We start from the raw sequence: 20,412 nt of genomic DNA, 5'->3' as shown, positions 1-20,412 counted from the left end.
CGAGGAAACAGGGCGCCGGTACCAATGGGTAAGGCGTTTGGAGGAGAACCCCGATGACCGTGATCGAAACCACCGGCATTGCCCCGGCCACCACCGGATGGACCCAGGCCTGCCGTCTCGACTACCTGATCCCAGGCCGCGGCGTTGCGGTGTTGCTGAAGGGCGGCCGCCAAGCCGCACTGTTCCTGCATTCGGACGGCGCGGTGTACGCCGTCGGCAATATCGATCCGTTCGGCCGGGCCGCGGTGATGTCGCGCGGCATCATCGGCGACCGCGGTGGCGTGCCCGTGGTGGCTTCGCCGCTGCTCAAGCAGGCGTTTTCGCTGATCGACGGGCATTGCCTCGACGAGGAGTCGGTGTCGCTGCCGGTCTACCGGGTTCGCGTCGACGACGGCATCGTCTCGGTGTCGAACGAACCCGTCGTGGGCGGTACGGACTCGGACGGATCGGCATGACGACTCTCGACGCGGGCGCGTCGCTCGCGGGCTTCACCGTCGGCATCACGGCCGCACGACGTTCCGAGGAGTTCGCCACCCTGCTCACCCGGCGCGGCGCGACCATCGTGTCCGCGCCGGCCATCCGCATCATCCCGCTGGCCGACGACACCGAACTAGAACGGGTCACCCGTCAGCTGGTCGACGATCCGCCGCAGATCACCGTGGCCACCACCGGTATCGGTTTCCGTGGCTGGATGGAGGCCGCCGAAGGCTGGGGGCTGGCCGAACGGCTGCGCGACACCCTGGCGAGCACCAGGGTGGTGGCCCGCGGCCCGAAGGCCAAGGGCGCCATCCGCGCAGCCGAACTGCGCGAGGAATGGTCGCCTGCCTCGGAGTCCTCGGCCGAGGTGCTCGATCACCTGCTGGCCGAGGGTGTGGAAGGCGTGCGGATCGCGGTGCAGCTGCACGGCGCGACCACCGAATGGGAGCCGGTTCCCGATTTCTGTGAGGTGCTGCGCTGCGCGGGCGCCGATGTGGTGCCGGTGCCGGTCTACCGCTGGACGCCGCCCGACGACCAGGGCCCGATGGATCAGCTGATCGAGGCCGTCGTCACCTCTAGCCTGGACTGCGTCACGTTCACCAGCGCACCCGCCGTGGCGTCGATGTTGATGCGCGCCAAGGAAACCGGGATGATCGAGGGCCTGCTGCACGCCCTGCGCGGCCGGGTGCTCGCCGCCTGCGTCGGACCGATCACCGCGGCTCCGCTCGAGGAGCTCGGGGTGCCGACGTCGATGCCCGCCCGGGCCCGGCTCGGGGCGCTCGCCCGCCACGTCGCCGAGGAATTGCCCCGGCGCGCCAACCGGATTCACGCCGCCGGGCACACCATCAGCGTGCGCGGCGGCTGCGTGGTCGTCGACGGCGTGGTGCGTCAGCTCGCACCCGCGCCGATGTCGCTGATGCGTTCGCTGGCACGGCAGCCCGGCCGGGTCGTCTCCCGGGAGGACCTGCTGGCGGCCCTGCCCGGTGGCGGTGACGACACCCACGCCGTGGAGACGGCGATCGCGCGCCTGCGTGCGGGCCTCGGCACGCCGAAGGCCATTCAGACCGTGGTCAAACGCGGTTACCGACTGGCGCTCGACCCGGCCGAATGTACCGACAACAACCCACGTCCCGTGGTGCCCGGAGTCGGAACGCCGACCCGGGCACCACGCTTTGCTCAGGCGGTCACATGGTGAGCGCGCCCGCCCTGGTGCTGGTCGCGCACGGCACCCGAAGCACCAAGGGCGTGCAGATGATCGCGAGCCTGGCCGAGGCGGTCGCGCGCGAGCTCGACCGCCCGGGGCTGGACGGCATCGACGAATTCGGCGTGCCCCGCGTGCGCACCGCGTTCGTCGACGTCCTCGGCCCCTCGCCCTCGGAGGTCCTGCGCGATCTGGACGACCGCGCGGAAACCGTTCCGGCCGTGGTGGTTCCGGCGTTCCTGGCGTCGGGCTACCACGTCTACCAGGACGTGCCCCGCGAGATCGCCGAGAGCGCCCACCCGGCCGTCGCGGTGACCCCGGCCATGGGCCCCGACCCGGCCCTGGCCAGGATCATGCACCTGCGCTTGCGCGCGGCCGGTTGGCGTCCCGGCGACGCGGTGGTCTTCGCCGCCGCCGGCTCCTCCGACGCCCGCGCCCGCCAGGACGTCCGCCGAGCCGCCGGCATGCTCGCCGAAAACCTCGGCAGCCCGGTCCGCATCGCCTACGTCGCCACCGGCGCACCTCGCGTGCCCGAGGTCGTCGCGCACCTGCGCGAGAACGGCGCACAGCGCGTCTTCATCGCGTCGTACCTGCTGGCCCACGGCCTGTTCCATCAGCGCCTGCACGACGCCGGTGCGGATGGCGTCGCCGAACCGATCGGCGTCCATCCGGCGGTGGTGCGGTTGATCGCCGACCGGTACCGGGCGGCGGCCAGGGAATTGGTGCAGACCCGGGTTCGGTGAGCGGATCGCTGTCTGATTCGTGGGGCCGGCACGACTCGTCGAGCTGATGCGCCGGGACGTCGAACCGTCCGGTGTCGCAGCGCTATACGGCGGCCGGGTGGCGCTGATCGAGGGCCTGTCACAGTCCCCTGGACTGACCGCCGTTCACGTCACCCGTCGGCGACTCGATGCGTAATCGACGGCACCTCCGGATCCGCCCGATGGTGTGGCGGCACCCCGGGCCCCGCGTGCTCCGCGTTGTGGATCGCGTCGATCACCAACTGCCGGACGTGGGCGTTCTCGATGCTGTAGTAGACCGTCGTTCCCGAGCGGCGGGTGCGGACGAGGCGGGCCATGCGGAGTTTGGCCAGGTGCTGGGAGACCGATGCGGCAGGCTTCTCGACGTACTCGGCGAGTTCGTTGACAGACCGTTCGCCGCTGGTCAGGGCCCAGAGGACGCGGATTCGGGTGCCGTCGGCGAGCATGCGGAAGATCTCGACGACGAGGTCGAGTTCGTCGTCGGGAATACGGGGCGGCAGTTCCTTGCTATCTGCATCCATACGTAGATAATAAACCTCGTAGGAAGCAGGAGCGCCCGATGATCACCTCGTTGTTCGCCAACCGCGACTATCTGCGGCTGTTCACTGCCCAGGTGACCGCCCTGTTCGGTACCGGGCTCACCACGGTGGCGCTCGGTCTGCTCGCCTACGAACTCGCCGGCGCCGATGCGGCGGCGGTGCTGGGTATCGCGCTCACCATCAAGATGCTGGTCTATGTGACGGTGGCGCCGATCGTGGGCGCTTATGCCGACCGGTTGCCGCGCCGGACGTTCCTCGTCGGGCTGCACGTGATCCGCGCGCTGGTGGTGCTGGCGCTGCCGTTCATCGATCAGATCTGGCAGATCTACGTCCTGATCGCGGTGTTGCAAACCGCCTCGGCCGCCTACACCCCGACCTACCAGGCGATCATTCCCGACATCCTGCCCGATGAGCGCCAGTACACCCGTGCGCTGTCGGCCGCGCAGCTGGCCGCGACGATGGAGACGCTACTCAGCCCGATGCTCGCCGCGGCGGCGCTGGCGCTGGTGAGCTTCCACTGGCTGTTCGTCGGAACCGCGATCGGCTTCGTGGTCTCGGCTCTGCTGGTGATCGCGACCCGGATACCCGAGGCGGGCAGCGCAGGCGACAGTTCGTTCCTCGAGCGGATCTCGGTGGGCATGCGCATCTTCGCCGCCACTCCGCGGCTGCGCGGGCTGCTCGGCCTGAACCTGGTCGTCGCCGCGGCGGGCTCGGTCGTCATGGTCAACACCGTCAACTACGTGCGCGACACGCTCGGCGGCACCCAGTCGGGTGTGGCCATGTTGCTGGCCGCCAACGGGTTCGGCACCACGCTCGTCGCGCTGACGTTGCCCCGCATCCTCGATCGGGTCGGCGCCCGGCCCGTCATGCTCATCGGCGCGGCCGCCCTGCTCGCGGGCCTCGGAGCGGCGATCGCCCTGTCGATGGCTGCCGGAGGCGAATGGCGTTGGGGCGCAGTGCTCGCGGTATGGGCGTTGATCGGCGCGGGTACTGCCGCGGTACTGACCCCGACCGGCCAGGTGTTGCGGCGTTCGTCGCGGCCGGCCGATCGCCCGGCCCTGTTCGCCGCCCAGTTCTCGCTCTCCCACGTGGCCTGGCTGCTCACCTACCCGATCACCGGATGGCTCAGCACCACAGCCGGTTTCACCCTCACCTGGGTCACGCTGGCCGTGTTCGCCGCCGCCGGGCTCGCCGTGGCACTGCGCGCCTGGCCGCGGCACGATCCGGCGGTGATCACCCACCTGCACGAGGTGGGCACCATCGACCCGGCCCGGCTGGCCGACGCCATCCAGGTGAGCGAGCGGCTGTACCAGCACACGCACGAGTTCGTCATCGATGCCGAACATCCGCGCTGGCCGAGCCGGTCCGGTCGCGAACTCGCCCTCGCCGGTTGAGAACGAACCGCACGGCCCCGAACCCTCGCAGTCACAACGGCGTTCCGGTCACCGGGCACAGCGAGTGCCGGGTAGGCTGAGCGCCGGGCTCCGAGGGGGCGGGGCCCGGTCAGGCGGCCCGGGCGTTCGCCGAGAATCTGCGCGCCCGCGTCGAAACCGCCTGATCAATCCTTGGGAGGTAGCGAACGGGCGAATTCGACGCCCCGGTCCACCCATTCGCGTAGACGGGCCTCGTCCTCGACGTGTGTCGCCGCCACCCGCACCCAGCCCGTCATCTCCCGGGAACCCATCACCGCCTGCTGGACGGCGTCATCGTCGATGAGCTGCTCGCCGAGTTCGGACCCGACCCGGACCAGCAGGCCGCCCTTCCCGCTGACGGCCAGCGCCATATTGCCGCCGACCAGGAAGGACAGACCACCGAACATCTTGCGTTCGGCGACCGTGGGGCCCGGCTCGATGAGGTCGCGGATGCGCTCGGCCAATTCCTCGTCGTATGCCATGGGACACAGTGTGGACCCGGGCACCGACACATCCCGGACCCGATCGGATTCGGGGCCGGGATTCGCCGGAACGCCGGAATCAGGCCCGGTCGTAGGCGTCCTGCAAGGCCCGCGCGTCGATCTTGGACATGGTGCGCAGGGCCGTCCCAACGGCGATGGTCTTGGCCGGATCGTCGCCGCCCATGAGCTTGGGCAGCACCGATGGCACCACCTGCCACGACAGCCCGTAGCGGTCGGTGAGCCAGCCACACGGGCCCGGCTCGCCGCCCTCGGTGAGGGCATCCCACAGCCGGTCGACCTCGTCCTGGGTGTCGACGACGATCTGCAATGACGCCGCGTCGCTGTGCGGGTGTCCCGGTCCGCCGTTCATCAAGGTGACCGCGTGCCCGCCGAGATCGAGGGTGACGGTGAAGGCCGCCCCGCCGTCGGTGCGGGTGACCTCCACGACCCGCGAATTCGGCACGACCGACGCGTAGAACTCGCCCGCCTGCTCGGCCGCGTTGTCGAACCACAGGAAGGTGTTGACGCTGGACATGATGTTCTCCTCTGCTCGGGTGTGACGTGCTGTCATCCCGTAGTCGGAGCCGACTCGACCTCCTCGACACATCTCGGTCGATTCTCGAAGAATTTTTTCGTTCGGCTCCGCTGCAGGTCGGCGAGGTGCGCAAACGACCACGACCGCACACCCGCGCTGATAGCGTTTCGACATGATCACCGGTGCGCATTCCATCCTCTACGCGAGCGACGCCGAGGCCGCGCGCGCGTTCTTCCGTGACGTGCTCGGCTTGGCGCATGTGGATGCCGGGCACGGCTGGCTGATCTTCAAGTCGCCGCCCGCCGAGCTGGCCGTGCATCCCACCGGGCCGGCCGGGGGTGGTCGCAGCGAGATGTATCTGATGTGCGACGACCTCGCGTCCACGATCGCCGAGCTGCGCGCCAAAGGCGTCGAGGTGGCCGACGAGGTCGAGGAAGCCGGATGGGGCCGCGTCACCCGGTTGACCGTGCCCGGCGCGGGCGAGATCGGCCTCTACGAGCCGCTGCACCCCACCGCCTACGACCTGGACTGATCTGCTGCGGGAGGCGCCATGCCGGTCGCGGTGCTGCTGGGAGGTGACGTCATGCTCGGCCGTGGCGTCGACCAGATCCTGCCGCGACCCGGCCGGCCCGAGCTGCGCGAGTCCTGGGTGCGCGACGCCAGGCAGTACGTCGCCGCCGCTGAGCGGGTCAACGGCCCCATTCCGCGACCCGTCGCCGCCGACTGGCCGTGGGGTGAGGTGCCGCAGATCCTCGACGAGCTCGCACCCGACATCCGAATTCTCAATCTGGAAACCGCGATCACCGCCGACGGCAGCTTCGAGCCGGACAAGGGCATTCACTACCGGATGCATCCGGGCAATATCGCGGCCCTCACCGCGATCGCGCCCGACGCCTGCGCGCTCGCCAACAACCACGCCCTCGATTTCGGACGGCAGGGCCTGCTCGACACCCTCGAGGCCTTAGCGCGGACGCGGATCCGGGCGGTGGGCGCGGGCCGGGACCTGGCGGCCGCCCGGGCTCCGGCGATCCTGCCGCTGGCGCAGGGACGCCGCGCGCTGGTCGTGTCGGTGGGGGCCCGATCCAGCGGGGTGCCCGCATCGTGGGCGGCGGGTCCGGACCGCCCTGGACTGTGGTGGATCGATCATCCCGGCGCACGCAGCGCCGAGGAGATCGCCGGCGAGCTCTCGGCCCATCGGCGACCCGGTGACGTGCTGATCGTGTCGGTGCACTGGGGGCCGAACTGGGGCTACGGAATCAGCAGGAGCGAACAGGAATTCGCGCACCGCTTGATCCGTGCGGGCGTCGACATCGTGCACGGCCATTCGGCGCACCATCCGCGGCCGATCGAGGTGTACCGCGGCAAACCGATTCTGTACGGGTGCGGAGACGTCATCGATGACTACGAGGGCATCGGCGGTCACGAGACGTACCGCCCGGATCTGCGCCTGCTGTACCTGGTCACCGTCGGCGGCGAGCCCACGGTGCGGATGCTGCCGTTGTCCGTGCGACGGATGCGGTTGCGACGCGCCGGCGGCGTTCAGGCGCGCTGGTTGCGGGATCGGCTCGCCGATATCAGTGCCCGGTTCGGGACGCGGGTCCATCTCGATGCGGACGATCTGCTGACGATCTGAGCGGTGCGGGGAGCGGGCGCGGTGGGGTCCCATCCAGCGAACGTCCGGGTGCTCGCGCCGACACGAACGGCGTTATCGTCGGATGAATACCGGCCGACCAGGATGCCGACAGCATCCGCACTGGTGCGGCCGGAGTGGCTCGAACGACGGTGAGGTGCGTTGATGTCCGACGGCAGTGTGACACGGTGGGCGGCCCAGCCCGATGGCGACACCAGAACCGCACTGGCCGACGCGATGAGCCATTTCGCCCGCCGAGCCGTCGAGCCGGATGGTCACAAGCCCGCCGCGGTGGCCATCGCCGTCGTGACGTCGTCGGAAGGCCCGGGGATCTGGCTGACCGAACGGGCACCAACGCTGCGGGCTCATGCCGGCCAGTTCGCGTTGCCCGGCGGCCGCTTGGACGCCGGTGAGGATGCGATCGCGGCGGCCCTGCGCGAACTGCACGAGGAACTCGGCGTCGAACTGCAACGATCCGACGTGCTCGGATTGCTCGACGACTACCCGACCAGATCCGGCTACATCATGACGCCGGTGGTCGTGTGGGTGGGTGCCGATCCTGGTGTGCTGCCGAATCCCGCCGAAGTGGCCATCGTGCACCGCATCTCGTTCACCGAACTGGATGTGGCGCCCGAGTTCGGCCGCATCCCCGGGTCCGAGCGGCCGCTGATCCGATTGCCGTTGCTCGGCGGTCACCTGCATGCTCCGACGGCGGCGATCATGTATCAGTTCCGTGAGGTGGCGCTGCATCGCAGGCATACCAGGGTCGATCACATCGAACAGCCCCGCTTCGCCTGGGAATGACGCGACGAACTCCTACACCCCGAGCGCGGGGGCGAACACCGACCACGACTGGTGCATATCGTCCTGCCAGTACTCCCACGCGTGCGTACCGTGGCGCAGGTTGACCGTCGCCGGAATGCGCTGCGCGACGAGGCTGTCCACGAGCGGGCGGGTGCAGCCGTTGACGAAGGTTTCCATCGCACCGCCGACGAGCATGCGATCGGCCAGTTTGATCGGGTTGCCGTTGATATCGGGCGAGGCCAGGGTTTCGTGCACGCCCGGGCCGCCGTTACCGGAGGAGACATAGACCGCGAGCCCGCGCAAGCGATCCAGATGCAGCATGGGATCGTGCTCGGCCCACGCCGGATGTCCGGGCGGGCCCCACATATTGGCGGCATTGGCGCCGAACACGCCGAGCTGAGTGAACACGGTGGCCACTGCCATCGGATCACTGGTGCGGGTGCAACCGCTGAACGCGCCGACAGCCTGGTAGAGACCCGGTGAGCGAATCGCGAGGTTCAGCGCCGAGGTAGCCGACATCGACAGTCCCGCAACGGCATTGCGCCCCGAGGTCTGGAAGCGCTCGGCCAGCAGCGGTGGCAGCTCCCGGCTCAGGAACGTCTCCCACTGATTGCGGCCGAGCACCGGATCGTCGGCCAGCCAGTCGGTGTAGTAACTGGCCCGCCCACTCATCGGCACCACCACGTTGACGTGCTTGTCCGAGAAGAACTGCGCCACATCGGTGCGCCGCGTCCACGGCCCGCCGTCTTCCCCGCCGTCCACCGCGTTCAGCAGATACAACGTCGGGGCGCCCGCACCCGGATGCGACATCCACAAGGTGATCGGCCGATTCATGGCCGCCGAATGGACCACCACCTCCAGCTGGCGCCCACCCAGTGGACGCACTGACAGGATCGCCGATTCACCGGGCGCGGCGGCCGCCGGAGCCGGGAATATCACCGCCACCACTGCGGTCGGTAACAGAAGCGCGCCGAGCGCGAGAAGGACCACCAGGCATCGCGGAAGCCGGTACATGACTGGTGTTGTATCACGTGGTCCCGGCGCGTCGGCCGCAATGACGGGCGTGTTCGCGGGGGCGGATCAGCCCGCGCACTGTGATGTTCAGCCGTGGAACAGCTGCTCGACGTCCTCGACCGCCAGTGACCGGTCGAGCCATCGGTACAGGGTGTCCCGGTCATCGCAGGATTCGATTCGGTGGGCCAACTCGGTCGGATCTAGAAGCGGTAGCCCAGTGCGCGACCTCGTAAACGGAAGAGGCTGCGTTGGCCGGCTCTACCGCCACCGCTCCGGCGTGACCGGTGAATCCCAGGCCCGCGAGTACCGGCGCTTGTCCGGCGCGGCGATTTCCTTGCTCCGATACACCACATACGGCCGCACCAGGTAACCGATCGGCGCGCTGAACATGTGGACCAGGCGGGTGTAGGGCCACAGGAAGACCAGGGTGAGGACGACGAGGCCGTGCAGCTGGAACGGCCAGGGGGTGTCGACCATCAGTTCGGGCTGGGGGTTGAGGGTGAACAGGCTGCGGAACCAGGGGGAGACGGTTTCGCGGTAGTTGTAGGTGCCGAAGAGCAGGTTCGCGCCCCAGGTGTTCATCAGGCCGGTCACCAGGGCGGCGGTGAGCAGGGCGTACATGAGTTTGTCGTTACCGGTGGTGGCCTTGCGGACCGCGGTGACGGTGAAACGGCGGTAGAGCAGGATGCCGACGCCGGCGAGCACCGACAGGCCCGCCACCGAGCCCGCGCCGACCGCGATCAGATGGTAGGTGTGCTCGCTGATGCCGACAGCCTCGGTCCACGATTCGGGAATCAGTACACCGAGCACATGCCCGCCGAACACGCCGACCATGCCGAAGTGGAACAGCGGGCTGCCCAGCCGCAGCAGGCGGCTCTCGTACACCTGCGACGACCGCGTGGTCCAGCCGAATTGGTCGTTGCGGTAGCGCCAGATGTGACCGAGCACGAACGAGGTGAAGGCGATGTAGGGCAGGATCAGCCACAGTTCGGTCGGCAGGTGCAGTGGTGCGTTCATCGTCGGCCTTCGGCTTGTTCGAACATCGTGGGATCCATGGCGAAGGGGTCGAGCCCGACCTCTTCTTCCGGCGGGCCCTGGGCGGCGAGTTCGGCGATCTTGCGCCGATCGGCGGTGGTCAGCGGCGGCAGCGTGGCGACGACGGCCGCCAGCACCCCCGCATACGGGGAACCGCTGTCCGACAACGACAGTCGCAGCAGCTCCAGCACCGGCACGTGCTCGCCGAGCAGCCGCTCACCGCCGATCGGGTCGACGGTGGCCGCGAATTCCAGCAGCACCGGCAGATGGTCGGGCAGTTCCTCGTCACCGAGTTCGACCCCGGCGTGCCGGTAGGCGTGCTTGAACCGCAGCAGTGCCATCCCGCGTTTACGCGTGTCGCCGTAGGCGTAGAAGGTCAGGTGCAGGCTGGCGCGGCGGCGCATATCGAAGGTTTCGACATACTGGGCGGCCAGTTCCAGCGGGGGAGTGGTCCGCAGATGCAGCACCACGGCCTCGAGCGGGGACCGCACGGCGTCGGGCAGCTGCGCCACCGCTTCGGCCAGCTGGTCGAGCACCTTGAAAGTGTCCGCGCTCGGGTAGTCGAGCAGGAGCGCGGCGGTCCGCCACACCAGTCGCCTATCTCGATCACTCAGGGCGACAACCGGTTCTGGTCGCCGCCGGATCTTCAGCAGCGCCATGGTGAGCCTCCCATTGTGCGAGTCCGCGCCGTCCGGGCGGGCACGGCCGTATGTGCCCGAGCCCCTGCAGACAGTGAGTCGAGCGGGCCGCGCCCCGCCCCGGCGACGACAATGGCCCGGCCCGGCGCCGACAGGATCGCTACGGCCGGACGGGCGTTCACCGGGTAGTCACAGGACTGCCTGCCGGTCATGGCCGCCCGCCCGTCGCGCTACCCGCGGTGTCGGCGAGTTCGTCGCCCGCGGTGCCGTCGACCGCATGGCCGTTCGTTCCGTTGCCCGCGGCTGCGTTCCCTGCGTGACCGTTGCCGGCCGAACCGTTGCCGTTACCGGAGCCCGCGCTCCCGTTCGCACTCGGCAGCAAGCCCGAGGTGCTCTTCCCATCCCAGTTCAGCAGATTGATCCGCCCCGACTTCTCTGCGGGTGCGGCCTGATTGGTGTCGGTGAGGCTGAACTTCTCCACCATCTGGTCGAACGCGGTCATACCCGGCCCGCCGTCGGTGTCGAGCGAGCAGCCGGTGGCCAGCGAATCCAGTTCGTGCGCCTTGGACGTCGCGCCCTGGGGGATGACGTAGCGGTGCTCGTATTTGGCGATGGCCAGCAGCCGGTACATGGCCTCGATCTCTTCCGGCTCCAACCGCACCGAGGGTGCGATCGAGGGGTCGGGCTCCATGCCGAGGTTCACCGACCGCATGAACGAGCGCATGGCCGCCAGCCGCTGCAAAGAAGCGCGCACCGGGCCGATCTCACCGGCGGTGAACAGTTCGGCCAGGTACTCCACCGGGATCCGCAGCGCGTCGATGGCGCCGAACAGGTTGCCCGCGTCCTCGGCGTCGTGCCCGGTCTCCGAGAGCACGTCCACCACCGGCGACAGCGGCGGCACGTACCAGACCATCGGCATGGTGCGGTATTCCGGATGTAGCGGCAGCGCGATCTGGTAATCGACGATCAGCTTGTAGACCGGCGAATCCTGCGCGGCCTGAATCCAATCCGGCGAGATACCGGCCCGTTCGGCCTCGGCGATCACCCGCGGGTCGTGGGGATTGAGGAACACCCCGAGCTGCGACGGGTAGAGGTCCTTGGTGTCGGTGACCGAGGCGGCCTCGAGCACGGCATCGGCGTCGTAGAGCATCACGCCGATGTAGCGCAGCCGCCCGACGCAGGTCTCCGAGCACACCGTCGGAATGCCGACCTCGACGCGCGGGTAGCAGAAGGTGCATTTCTCGGCTTTGCCGGTCTTGTGGTTGAAGTAGATCTTCTTGTAGGGGCAGCCGGTGATGCACTGGCGCCAGCCACGGCATTTGTCCTGGTCGACCAGCACGATGCCGTCCTCGGCGCGCTTGTAGATCGCACCGGACGGGCACGAGGCGGCACACGAAGGATTCAGGCAGTGCTCGCAGATGCGCGGCAGGTAGAACATGAAGGTCTCTTCGAACTCCAGTTTCACCTTGTTCTCGAGCTTGTCGAGCAGCGGGTCCTTACCGACCTGCTCAGGACCCGAACCCAGGTCGTCGTCCCAGTTGGCGCCCCAGGTGACCTTGGTGTCCTCGCCGGTGATCAGCGATTTCGGTCGCGCCACCGGCGTGGTGTCGGTGGGCGGGGAGGACAGCAGGTTGTCGTAGTCGTAGCTCCACGGCTCGTAGTAGTCCTCCACCGTGGGCAGGTCCGGGTTGGCGAAGATGTTGAGCAGCCGCTTCATCCGCGAACCGGACTTCAGGGTCAGCTTGCCGCGCTTGTTCAGCGCCCAGCCGCCCTTCCATTTCTCCTGGTCCTGATATTGCCGGGGATAGCCCTGACCGGGCCGGGTCTCCACATTGTTGAACCAGACGTACTCGGTGCCACCGCGATTGGTCCAGGCCTGCTTGCAGGTGACCGAACAGGTGTGGCAGCCGATGCATTTGTCGAGGTTCATGACCATCGCCAGCTGTGCCATGACGCGCATGTCAGTACTCCACTTTCTGGCTGCGTCGACGAATGGTGGTGACTTCGTCGCGCTGGTTTCCGGTCGGCCCGTGATAGTTCAGGGCGAACGACTGCTGGGCGTAGCCGCCGATGAGGTGGGAGGGCTTGATCATGATCCGGGTGAGCGCGTTGTGGATACCGCCGCGCTTGCCCTTGCCGTTGAACGGTTTACCGGAGGCCGCGCTGTCATCCGGGCCCTCGATGCGCGGCACGTCCACCGCCCGGTCCTGGGCGTGGTACATGAACACGGTGCCCTCCGGCATCCGGTGGCTGACGATGGCGCGGGCGACGACCACACCGTTGCGGTTGATCGCCTCGATCCAATCGTTGTCGGCCACACCGATCTTGGCGGCGTCCCTGTCCGACATCCAGATCGTCTGCCCGCCGCGCGAGAGCGTCAGCATGTGCAGGTTGTCCTGGTAGGCGGAGTGGATCGACCACTTCGAATGCGGGGTCAGGTAGCGCACCGTGACGCCGCGTTCGCCGACCTCGCCGACATTCGGCTCGCGGAACAGCGCCGTCATATCCAGCGGTGGCCGGAAGATCGGCAGCTGTTCGCCGAGTTCGATCATCCAGTCGTGGTCGAGGTAGAAGTGCTGGCGTCCGGTGAGGGTGTGCCAGGGCTTGAGCCGTTCGGTGTTGATGGTGAACGGGGAGTAGCGGCGGCCACCGGTCTCGCTGCCGGACCATTCCGGTGAGGTGATCACCGGCACCGGGCGGGCCTGGGTGTCGGCGAAGGTGATCCGCTTGCCCTCGTGTTCGGCGGCCAGATCGGCCATTTCGGTGCCGGTGCGCCGTTCCAGCGCCTCGAAACCTTCCACCGCGAGCCGGCCGTTGGTGGTGCCCGACAGCGCGAGGATGGCCTCGGCGGCGTGGGTGTCCTTGGCCAGCGACGGACGCCCCTGCGCCACGCCCGAGACCACGGTGCCGTTCATGCCGGCCAGGTATTCGACTTCCTGATCGGGCAGCGTCGTGACGCCCTTGGTGGTCAGGCCGAGGGTCTCCACCAGCGGCCCGAGCGCGGCCATCTTCTCCGCGATCTTGCTGTAATCGCGTTCGACGACCACCAGCTTCGGCATGGTCTTACCCGGAACGGGTTCGCATTCACCGGCTTTCCAGTCCAGTACACGTCCACCGGCCTGGGCCATGGCGTCGGGCGAATCATGCTGCAACGGCACCGCGACGATGTCCTTGCGCACGCCGAGATGCTTTTCCGCCATCCAGGAGAAGCCGCGGGCGATGCGGTGGAAGGCGTCGAAATCGGTCTTGGCCTCCCACGGCGGGGAGATGGCGGGGGAGAAGGCGTGCACGAACGGGTGCATATCGGTCGAGGACAGATCGTGCTTCTCGTACCAGGTGGCGGCGGGCAGCACGATATCGGAGAACAGCGTGGTGCTGGTCATCCGGAAATCCAGCGACAGCAGCAGATCCAGCTTGCCGGTCGGCGCTTCCTCGCGCCAGGTCAGTTCCTGCGGACGCACGCCGGTGGCATCGGAGGTCTGCAGGTTGGAGCCGCAGCCCAGTAGATGCTTCTGGAAGTACTCGTTGCCCTTACCCGAGGAGCCGAGCAGGTTGGCCCGCCACACGGTGAGCACGCGGGGGAAGTTCTCCGGTGCGTCCGGATCCTCGCAGGCGAAGTTCAGCTCACCGGATTTCAGCCCGTCGACGACGTGCTCGGCCGGCGATTTGCCCGCCTGCTCGGCCTCGTCGGCCAGATCGAGCGGGTTGCGGTCGAACGTCGGATAGGTCGGCATCCAGCCGAGACGGCTCGCGAGAGCGATATTGTCGGCGGCCGTGCGGCCGGTGAACCGGCCGTCGCCCAGCGGGGAGGCGAAGGTGTCGGAGGTGAACGGGTCGTAGCGCCACTGATCGTTGGTCAGATACCAGAACACGGTGCCCTGCATCTGCCGCGGCGGACGCTGCCAGTCGGTCGCGAAAGCCAGTGTGGACCAGCCGGTCACCGGGCGGCACTTCTCCTGGCCGACGTAATGCGCCCAGCCACCGCCGTTGACGCCCTGGCAGCCGGTGAGCAGCGTCAAGGTGAAGAACGCCCGATAGATCTGATCGGAGTGGAACCAATGGTTGGTGCCCGCACCCATCAGGATCATCGAGCGACCGCCGGAACGATCGGCGTTATCGGCGAATTCGCGGGCGATGCGGGCCGCCTGCTTGGCGGGCACACCGGTGATCGCCTCCTGCCAGGCCGGGGTGTAGGGCTCGGAGGGGTCGTCGAAACCGGTGGGCCAGCTGCCGGGCAGGCCGCTGCGGGCCACGCCGTACTGCGCGAGCAGCAGGTCGAAGACGGTGGTGACGCGCTTGCCCGCCAGGAACATCGTCGGCACGCCACGGGTCAGCACACCAGGGGTGTCGGTGTCGAAGCGCGGGAACTGCACGGCCGCAGCGTCGTCGGTGCGGCCGTGCAGGGTCAGCAGGGGATCGACGTCCCCGAGGTCCAGATTCCAGCGTCCGGTGCCGTCCTCGCCGAAGCGGTCGCCGAGAGAACCGTTGGGCACCACCGGATTACCGTCGGCATCCAGCAGCACGGTGCGGAACTCGGCGGCCTCGGCGTCGCTGCCGAGATCGGCGGAGGTGAGGAACTTGCCCGGCACGAAGACGCCGTCGCGTTCGTCCAGGGTGATCAGGTAGGGCAGATCGGTGTAGCGCTTGATGTAATCGAGGAAGCGCGGGGTAGACTTCTCGACGAAGAATTCCTTGAGCACCACATGACCCATGGCCATGGCCAGCGCGGCATCGGTGCCGGGACGGGCGGGCACCCATTCGTCGGCGAACTTGGTGTTGTCGGCGTAGTCGGGGGAGACCACCACGACCTTCTGGCCGCGATAGCGGGCCTCGGTCATGTAGTGCGCGTCCGGGGTCCGGGTCACCGGGACGTTGGAGCCCCACATGATGAGGTAACCGGCGTCGAACCAGTCGGCCGATTCCGGCACGTCGGTCTGGTCGCCGAAGACCTGCGGTGAGGCCACCGGCAGGTCGGCGTACCAGTCGTAGAACGACAGCATCGAACCGCCGAGCAGCGAGATGAACCGCGCACCCACCGCATGGCTGACCATCGACATGGCCGGAATCGGCGAGAAGCCTGCGACCCGGTCGGGCCCGTACTGCTTGATCGTGTAGACGTGCGCGGCGGCGGCGATCTCGGCGGCTTCCCACCACTCCGCGCGGACGAACCCACCTTTGCCGCGAGCGGCCTTGTACGCCTTGGCCTTTGCGGGGTCTTCGACGATCTCCCCCCACGCCAGCACCGGGTCCTTGAGCCGCGATTTGGCCTCGCGGTACAGCTCGAGCAGGGTGCCGCGCACGTACGGGTAGCGCACCCGGGCGGGGGAGTAGGTGTACCAGGAGAACGACGCGCCACGCGGGCAGCCGCGCGGCTCGTACTCGGGCTTGTCCGAGCCCACCGAGGGGTAGTCGGTCTGCTGCGACTCCCAGGTGATCACGCCGTCCTTGACGTAGATCTTCCAGGAACACGAGCCGGTGCAGTTGACGCCGTGGGTGGAGCGCACCACCTTGTCGTGGGACCAGCGGTCGCGGTAGAACTCGTCGGCGCTGCGGCCGCCGGTCTTGTGCACGGTGCGGTGGTCGGCCGAGATTTCGCCGCGGTGGAAGTATTTGCCCAGCCGCAGGAGAGCGTCGCCGGCGTCGGGCCGGTGAGCCGGATCGGAGGGCGCGGAACCCTGAGTGCGTGAATTAACCACGACGCCCCCTTCGAGCGGTGAAATCGGGCTGATGTCCCGACTGTAAGGAGGCGGCGACCGGCGTCCAAACGAATCTCTCACAGCGCTCAGTGCAAGCCGGTGAGCTGTGAGGTGAGCGCAATCCGGTTGTCATTCCGCGGGGTGCGTTCGGCACCTCGATTGCGGGGGCGACCTGGGAAAACGTGGCATCCGTCGCTGTCGGACAGCGTGCCGACCGCCGGTTTTCGGCCTATCGGTGAAGCTTTGGAAACCGCCGCTTCTCGGTCGCTTTACATTTGTTAACACAGCGAAAGTGGCGGGCACCACTCCTATTCGCGCATGAATTGCCGGATTCGGATAATTCCGCGGATTCGCGAACCGGATGCGGCGGCGTACCTCAGCCCGGCAGCGGCAGGAACTCGACCAGCGCACCGTCACGGGCATCGGCGGGCACGATGACGAGCCCGTCGTGGCCGAGTAGCCCGCCGAGGTGGGCGGTGCGGACCGCGGGTTCGCCGCGCCAGCCGCCGCCCGGGTCGGCCACCGCGGGGACGATCCGCGCGACCGGGCCCGCGATCTCGCTCGCATTGTGCAGCGGTCCCAGCAGTGCTCGCGCCGGATGGGCGCCGGTGCGGCCCTCGACCACCGCGCCCGCCAGGGCGGTGAGCACCGCGACGGCGGCGAACGGGTTGCCGGGCAGACCGAGCACCGTCGCGCCCGAGTTCAGCTCCGCGACGACGGTCGAGCCGCCAGGACGCAGCCGCAACCGATGCACCAGGATGCGGGCGTCGGCGCGACGCAGCGCGGACCGGAGTTGATCGGCGGCGCCGGAACCGGTCGCCCCCACCACGACCAGCAGATCGAAACCCTCGGTGCCGGTGAGCACCTCGTCGAAGCCGTGCGGTGTGTCGCGCAGGTGGACCCGGTCGACGGTGCGAATACCGTGCCGGGCCAGCAGATGCGGCAGGATCGGTCCGATGGAATCGCGGGTCTGCCCGCCGTGCAACGGGCCGGATGCGCGAATCTCATCGCCGGTCATGACGATTCGGGCCCGGACCGGCCCGCGCACCGCGGCCTCGGGGATCTCGACGGCGGCGGCGGTGGAGATCAGCGCGGGCGTGACCGGAGTGCCCTCCTCGGCGATGAGATCACCGCGCTCCAGATCCTCGCCACGATGGCGGATATCGCCGCGCACCGGGGTATCGGGCAGCCGGCGCAGGTAGTGGTCGTCGCCGACCTCGGCGAACTCGTCACGCAGCACAGCGGTGGTGCCGTCGGGGACGTGCGCGCCGGTCGCGACGCGCACCGCCTCACCGGGGAGCAGACCGACCGGGCGCTGGCCACCGGCGAAACCGATGTCGGCGCGTAGACGCCACGGACCGTCACCGGCGACGGCGTAACCATCCATGGCCGAGACGTCGAAACGCGGCAGCGGCCCCGCCGCCCGGATCGGCGCGGCCAGCGCCGCGCCGGCGACTTCGAACAGTTCGGTGTGGTAGGAGGTCAGCCGGGAGAGGTTGTCGCGCAACGTTTGTCGTGCATCCTCCAGCGTCGACGGCGGCGGCTGATGACCGGGGGCACGCCCACCGTCGATGACGGCCCGTGCCGCGCGCACCTCCTCGTCGGTGTCGCAGTCGGTGATGCCGTTCAACCGCACCATCACCGTGTCGTCCGGGACGAGGGCCTTCATCGGTTGGTTGACCAGTGAATCCAGGCGGCTGAGCCGGGCGGCCAGCGCGTCGCGGCGCCACACGCCGATCAGGTACTGCGGGCGGCCGGATTCGTCGGCCGCGAACACGGCGTCGGCGCCCGATTGATCGCTGCGCCGCAGCAGATCGGCCACCGCCCACTCGGTCAGGAACGGCAGATCCGCTGCGAGCACCACGATGCGCGGGGCGGCTCCGGCGCCGAGTGCGCGCACACCGGCGCCGATCGCGGCGACCGGTCCCGCGCCCGGCGGCACCTCACGCACCTGCCAGACGTTCGGATCCAATTCGGGCCTGCGGGGCCCGACGACGACGGTCTGCCCGCAGCCCGCGACCGCGTCGAGCGCGACATGCAGCATCGACCGGCCCCCGATCACGATCGCCGGTTTGTCGACACCACCCATCCGGCTCGCCCGGCCCCCGGCGAGCACGATCGCGTCAGCGGCCGTCACCGGCCGCGGCCCTCGCTGTGGTTCGACATGGGTCCATGCTAGTTCGACGAGCCCGGGCGGCCATGCCGCGCGCGCCGCGACGGTCTGTGCGCACCGGAGGCGGGTTCAGAGCGCCGAACCGTCGTAGTCGGGTGCGAGCAGGTAGAACTCATTGGTGTCGGGGTCGGCCAGCGGCAGCCCCGGTTCGGCGCCGGAGGGTTCGATCGTGCGCGCTCCGGCGGCCCTGAGCCGGGCGATCTCGGCGGTCGGGTCGTCGGCGGGAAACGCCGCGACGTCCAGGCGCAACCGGTTACGGCCCTGCTTGGCCTCGGAGGTCTCGACGAATTCCAGCCAGCTCCCGAGACCGGTCGGCGAGCGCAGGCCGGTCACCGGCGATCCGGCCCGCGAGATCGGCCACCCGGAGGCGACCGACCAGAATTGCGCGAGCCGCTGCGGATCGAAGGTGTCGACCACGATCGCCGCCACCGCGCCGGTGTCCACATACTCCTCGCGCGGCTCCAGGACGCAGAACTCGTTGCCCTCCGGGTCGGCGAGCACGGTCCACGGCACGGCACCCTGCCCGATGTCGATCGCGCGGGCACCCAGGGCCATCGCACGATCGACCTGCATGCGCTGGTGGTCGGTGGATCGGCTGGCCACATCGAGATGGATCCGGTTCTTACCGGTCTTGGCGCGGGAGGCGGGAACAAAGGTCAGCGCGAGGTCGGAGCCGGCGGCGTCCGGCCCCGCGACGTCGACTTCACCCGGGCGGTCCAGCGTCACCGTCCAGCCGAGCAGTCGCGCCCAGAAATCCGCCACCATACGTGGCTGGTCCGCATCGAATACCACACACGCGAGACGGGTGGTCATGTGTCCACGGTAACCGCACATTCGCCCGGGAGGGGTGGATTGCGTGTTACCCGGCGTGCTGCTCAGGGTCGTCAGGACCCCGGAGTCGGCTCGTCGGGGAAGGTGAAGCGGGCGACGCGCAGATCCACCCGGCCGTCGCGCACCGGGACACCCTCGGCGGTGAGCAGCCGCAGTTGTTTGTCGGCCAGGTGCGCTGCGGGGCGGCCGGCGGCGCCGAGCACCCGATGCCAGGGCAGATCGGCGGAATCGGTGCGTATGATCCAGCCGACGGTGCGTGGCGTCGACAGACCCGCCGCCGCGGCGATATCGCCGTAGGTGGCCACCCGCCCGCGCGGGATCGACGCGACCAACTCGCGGACGCGTTCGATCTCGGCATCGCTGGTCGGCATCAGAGCACGGAACGGATCAGTTCGGCGGTCCGCTCGGGCAGTGCCTGGGCCACCATGTGGTCGCAATCCCATTCGTGCACGGTCAGGTTCGGGCCCATATGGGTGGTGAGCGCCTCCCGGAACTCTGGCGTGACGAACGGCGGGTCCACCTTCATGGCCTGCACCAGCACCGTCGGCAGGTGCTGCGGTGGCAGCACGTAGTGGCGAGCGAGCTGGCCCCAATAGGAGTTGATGGCTGGCAGGCTCATCCGCCAGCCCACTCGTCCGTTCGCGGTGGGCATCAGGTGTTCGTCCAGTTCGGCCTGCAACAGCTCGGGCGCGACATCACCCCAGCCGGTATGCAGTTTGTCCATCCTGGCCTGCTCGACGTCGTCGTAGTCCTGGGAGGCCAGCGTCGACATGGCGATCTCGTGCAGCCGGGTCGGGTCCAGCGCGATGGCCGGATCGAGCAGCACCAGGTTGCGGGCCAGTTGCGGATGGTTGTGCACCAGATGCAGGGCGCAGGCGCCGCCGAAGGAATGCGCGACCAGCACCACGGGCTCATCGGTCTCATCAGCCAGCAGCTCGACCAGGTCGTGCACGATCGTCTCGAAATTCCACGGCGGCAGCGACGTGGAACGACCGTGTCCGCGCAGGTCGGGGGCGACGATCCGGACATCGGGCAGCAGCCGTTCGGCCAGGTCGGCCCAGCGCCTGCCGTGGCCGGTCACCCCGTGCAGGGCGAGGACCACCGGACCGGTGCTCGGGCCGAAACGGTGAACGTGGAGTGGGGACACGATGACATTTTGACCGTTGACCAATTCCGTCGCAGCA

General features: G+C 68.8%; 19 protein-coding genes. 7 read left to right on the top strand and 12 right to left on the bottom strand.

Going from position 1 to position 20,412, the window contains the following annotated elements; all coding sequences use genetic code 11:
* The first annotated feature begins 53 nt into the window (after positions 1 to 53).
* The 3 genes from nirD to AC4HOU_RS16515 are packed head-to-tail and all read left to right on the top strand — an operon-like array spanning position 54 to position 2,421.
* Entirely contained in the window at positions 54 to 455 is a 402-nt protein-coding gene (gene nirD, locus AC4HOU_RS16525; protein ID WP_490724736.1) for a nitrite reductase small subunit NirD, read from the top strand.
* Complete coding sequence (locus tag AC4HOU_RS16520; RefSeq protein ID WP_163809533.1) at positions 452 to 1,672, top strand: uroporphyrinogen-III synthase; 1,221 nt, start codon at positions 452 to 454, stop codon at positions 1,670 to 1,672. Before nirD ends, AC4HOU_RS16520 begins: the two co-directional genes overlap by 4 nt.
* A complete protein-coding gene (locus AC4HOU_RS16515; protein WP_195006981.1) occupies positions 1,669 to 2,421 on the top strand; it encodes a sirohydrochlorin chelatase in 753 nt (250 codons plus the stop codon). The genes AC4HOU_RS16520 and AC4HOU_RS16515 overlap by 4 nt, the downstream gene beginning before the upstream one ends.
* 149 nt (positions 2,422 to 2,570) lie before the next feature.
* Here the strand turns inward: AC4HOU_RS16515 and AC4HOU_RS16510 are convergent, their stop codons facing one another.
* Entirely contained in the window at positions 2,571 to 2,960 is a 390-nt protein-coding gene (locus AC4HOU_RS16510) for an ArsR/SmtB family transcription factor (RefSeq protein WP_195019884.1), read from the bottom strand.
* Between the two features lie 38 nt (positions 2,961 to 2,998).
* Between AC4HOU_RS16510 and AC4HOU_RS16505 the strand changes: the two genes are divergently transcribed.
* The gene (locus AC4HOU_RS16505; protein WP_490724735.1) at positions 2,999 to 4,372 is read left to right on the top strand and encodes an MFS transporter; all 1,374 of its coding nucleotides are present in this window, start codon (positions 2,999 to 3,001) and stop codon (positions 4,370 to 4,372) included.
* Between the two features lie 164 nt (positions 4,373 to 4,536).
* Here the strand turns inward: AC4HOU_RS16505 and AC4HOU_RS16500 are convergent, their stop codons facing one another.
* Both AC4HOU_RS16500 and AC4HOU_RS16495 read right to left on the bottom strand, forming a co-directional pair.
* The gene (locus tag AC4HOU_RS16500) at positions 4,537 to 4,872 is read right to left on the bottom strand and encodes a TfoX/Sxy family protein (RefSeq protein WP_163809539.1); all 336 of its coding nucleotides are present in this window, start codon (positions 4,870 to 4,872) and stop codon (positions 4,537 to 4,539) included.
* Positions 4,873 to 4,951: 79 nt separating this feature from the next.
* Positions 4,952 to 5,407 (bottom strand): VOC family protein, encoded by a 456-nt coding sequence (locus AC4HOU_RS16495; RefSeq protein ID WP_163809541.1) that lies wholly within the window; start codon positions 5,405 to 5,407, stop codon positions 4,952 to 4,954.
* 172 nt (positions 5,408 to 5,579) lie between these two features.
* Between AC4HOU_RS16495 and AC4HOU_RS16490 the strand changes: the two genes are divergently transcribed.
* The 3 genes from AC4HOU_RS16490 (at position 5,580) to AC4HOU_RS16480 (ending at position 7,841) form a co-directional block, all read left to right on the top strand.
* The gene (locus AC4HOU_RS16490; RefSeq protein WP_163809543.1) at positions 5,580 to 5,939 is read left to right on the top strand and encodes a VOC family protein; all 360 of its coding nucleotides are present in this window, start codon (positions 5,580 to 5,582) and stop codon (positions 5,937 to 5,939) included.
* A gap of 18 nt (positions 5,940 to 5,957) precedes the next feature.
* The gene (locus AC4HOU_RS16485; protein ID WP_490724734.1) at positions 5,958 to 7,040 is read left to right on the top strand and encodes a CapA family protein; all 1,083 of its coding nucleotides are present in this window, start codon (positions 5,958 to 5,960) and stop codon (positions 7,038 to 7,040) included.
* Between the two features lie 162 nt (positions 7,041 to 7,202).
* Positions 7,203 to 7,841 (top strand): NUDIX hydrolase, encoded by a 639-nt coding sequence (locus tag AC4HOU_RS16480; RefSeq protein ID WP_490724733.1) that lies wholly within the window; start codon positions 7,203 to 7,205, stop codon positions 7,839 to 7,841.
* Between the two features lie 12 nt (positions 7,842 to 7,853).
* Here AC4HOU_RS16480 and AC4HOU_RS16475 read toward each other — a convergent pair whose 3' ends face one another.
* From AC4HOU_RS16475 to AC4HOU_RS16435, 9 genes are all read right to left on the bottom strand, one after another.
* Positions 7,854 to 8,855: an alpha/beta hydrolase gene (locus tag AC4HOU_RS16475; protein WP_490724732.1), complete on the bottom strand. Its 1,002-nt coding sequence runs from the start codon at positions 8,853 to 8,855 to the stop codon at positions 7,854 to 7,856.
* 258 nt (positions 8,856 to 9,113) lie between these two features.
* Positions 9,114 to 9,872 (bottom strand): respiratory nitrate reductase subunit gamma, encoded by a 759-nt coding sequence (narI, locus tag AC4HOU_RS16470; protein WP_163809548.1) that lies wholly within the window; start codon positions 9,870 to 9,872, stop codon positions 9,114 to 9,116.
* A complete protein-coding gene (narJ, locus tag AC4HOU_RS16465; RefSeq protein ID WP_194990662.1) occupies positions 9,869 to 10,549 on the bottom strand; it encodes a nitrate reductase molybdenum cofactor assembly chaperone in 681 nt (226 codons plus the stop codon). Before narJ ends, narI begins: the two co-directional genes overlap by 4 nt.
* Before the next feature lie 187 nt (positions 10,550 to 10,736).
* Positions 10,737 to 12,479, bottom strand: a complete 1,743-nt coding sequence (gene narH, locus AC4HOU_RS16460; protein ID WP_228815608.1) for a nitrate reductase subunit beta — start codon at positions 12,477 to 12,479, stop codon at positions 10,737 to 10,739.
* Between the two features lie 10 nt (positions 12,480 to 12,489).
* On the bottom strand, positions 12,490 to 16,224 hold the full coding sequence (locus tag AC4HOU_RS16455; RefSeq protein ID WP_195019878.1) for a nitrate reductase subunit alpha: 3,735 nt from the start codon (positions 16,222 to 16,224) through the stop codon (positions 12,490 to 12,492).
* Between the two features lie 376 nt (positions 16,225 to 16,600).
* Positions 16,601 to 18,361 carry an NTP transferase domain-containing protein gene (locus AC4HOU_RS16450; RefSeq protein ID WP_490724731.1) on the bottom strand — a complete coding sequence of 587 codons (1,761 nt, stop codon included), beginning with the start codon at positions 18,359 to 18,361 and terminating at the stop codon, positions 16,601 to 16,603.
* Between the two features lie 105 nt (positions 18,362 to 18,466).
* The gene (locus AC4HOU_RS16445) at positions 18,467 to 19,210 is read right to left on the bottom strand and encodes a VOC family protein (protein WP_163809553.1); all 744 of its coding nucleotides are present in this window, start codon (positions 19,208 to 19,210) and stop codon (positions 18,467 to 18,469) included.
* Between the two features lie 71 nt (positions 19,211 to 19,281).
* Positions 19,282 to 19,599 carry an MGMT family protein gene (locus tag AC4HOU_RS16440; RefSeq protein WP_490724730.1) on the bottom strand — a complete coding sequence of 106 codons (318 nt, stop codon included), beginning with the start codon at positions 19,597 to 19,599 and terminating at the stop codon, positions 19,282 to 19,284.
* A complete protein-coding gene (locus AC4HOU_RS16435) occupies positions 19,599 to 20,375 on the bottom strand; it encodes an alpha/beta hydrolase (protein WP_163809555.1) in 777 nt (258 codons plus the stop codon). The genes AC4HOU_RS16440 and AC4HOU_RS16435 overlap by 1 nt, the downstream gene beginning before the upstream one ends.
* Between the last annotated feature and the right edge of the window lie 37 nt (positions 20,376 to 20,412).

It is taken from the genome of Nocardia sp. JCM 38205 (genome assembly GCF_058222935.1).
Note: the sequence above shows the minus strand (reverse complement) of the source record. Positions and strands in the feature narration are given on the sequence as shown.

Coding starts and splice junctions, on each gene's coding strand:
- nirD (WP_490724736.1), top strand. CDS start 54: ATGACCGTGATCGAAACCACCGGCATTGCCCCGGCCACCACCGGATGG.
- AC4HOU_RS16520 (WP_163809533.1), top strand. CDS start 452: ATGACGACTCTCGACGCGGGCGCGTCGCTCGCGGGCTTCACCGTCGGC.
- AC4HOU_RS16510 (WP_195019884.1), bottom strand. CDS start 2,960: ATGGATGCAGATAGCAAGGAACTGCCGCCCCGTATTCCCGACGACGAA.
- AC4HOU_RS16505 (WP_490724735.1), top strand. CDS start 2,999: ATGATCACCTCGTTGTTCGCCAACCGCGACTATCTGCGGCTGTTCACT.
- AC4HOU_RS16500 (WP_163809539.1), bottom strand. CDS start 4,872: ATGGCATACGACGAGGAATTGGCCGAGCGCATCCGCGACCTCATCGAG.
- AC4HOU_RS16495 (WP_163809541.1), bottom strand. CDS start 5,407: ATGTCCAGCGTCAACACCTTCCTGTGGTTCGACAACGCGGCCGAGCAG.
- AC4HOU_RS16490 (WP_163809543.1), top strand. CDS start 5,580: ATGATCACCGGTGCGCATTCCATCCTCTACGCGAGCGACGCCGAGGCC.
- AC4HOU_RS16485 (WP_490724734.1), top strand. CDS start 5,958: ATGCCGGTCGCGGTGCTGCTGGGAGGTGACGTCATGCTCGGCCGTGGC.
- AC4HOU_RS16480 (WP_490724733.1), top strand. CDS start 7,203: ATGTCCGACGGCAGTGTGACACGGTGGGCGGCCCAGCCCGATGGCGAC.
- AC4HOU_RS16475 (WP_490724732.1), bottom strand. CDS start 8,855: ATGTACCGGCTTCCGCGATGCCTGGTGGTCCTTCTCGCGCTCGGCGCG.
- narI (WP_163809548.1), bottom strand. CDS start 9,872: ATGAACGCACCACTGCACCTGCCGACCGAACTGTGGCTGATCCTGCCC.
- narJ (WP_194990662.1), bottom strand. CDS start 10,549: ATGGCGCTGCTGAAGATCCGGCGGCGACCAGAACCGGTTGTCGCCCTG.
- narH (WP_228815608.1), bottom strand. CDS start 12,479: ATGGCACAGCTGGCGATGGTCATGAACCTCGACAAATGCATCGGCTGC.
- AC4HOU_RS16445 (WP_163809553.1), bottom strand. CDS start 19,210: ATGACCACCCGTCTCGCGTGTGTGGTATTCGATGCGGACCAGCCACGT.
- AC4HOU_RS16440 (WP_490724730.1), bottom strand. CDS start 19,599: ATGCCGACCAGCGATGCCGAGATCGAACGCGTCCGCGAGTTGGTCGCG.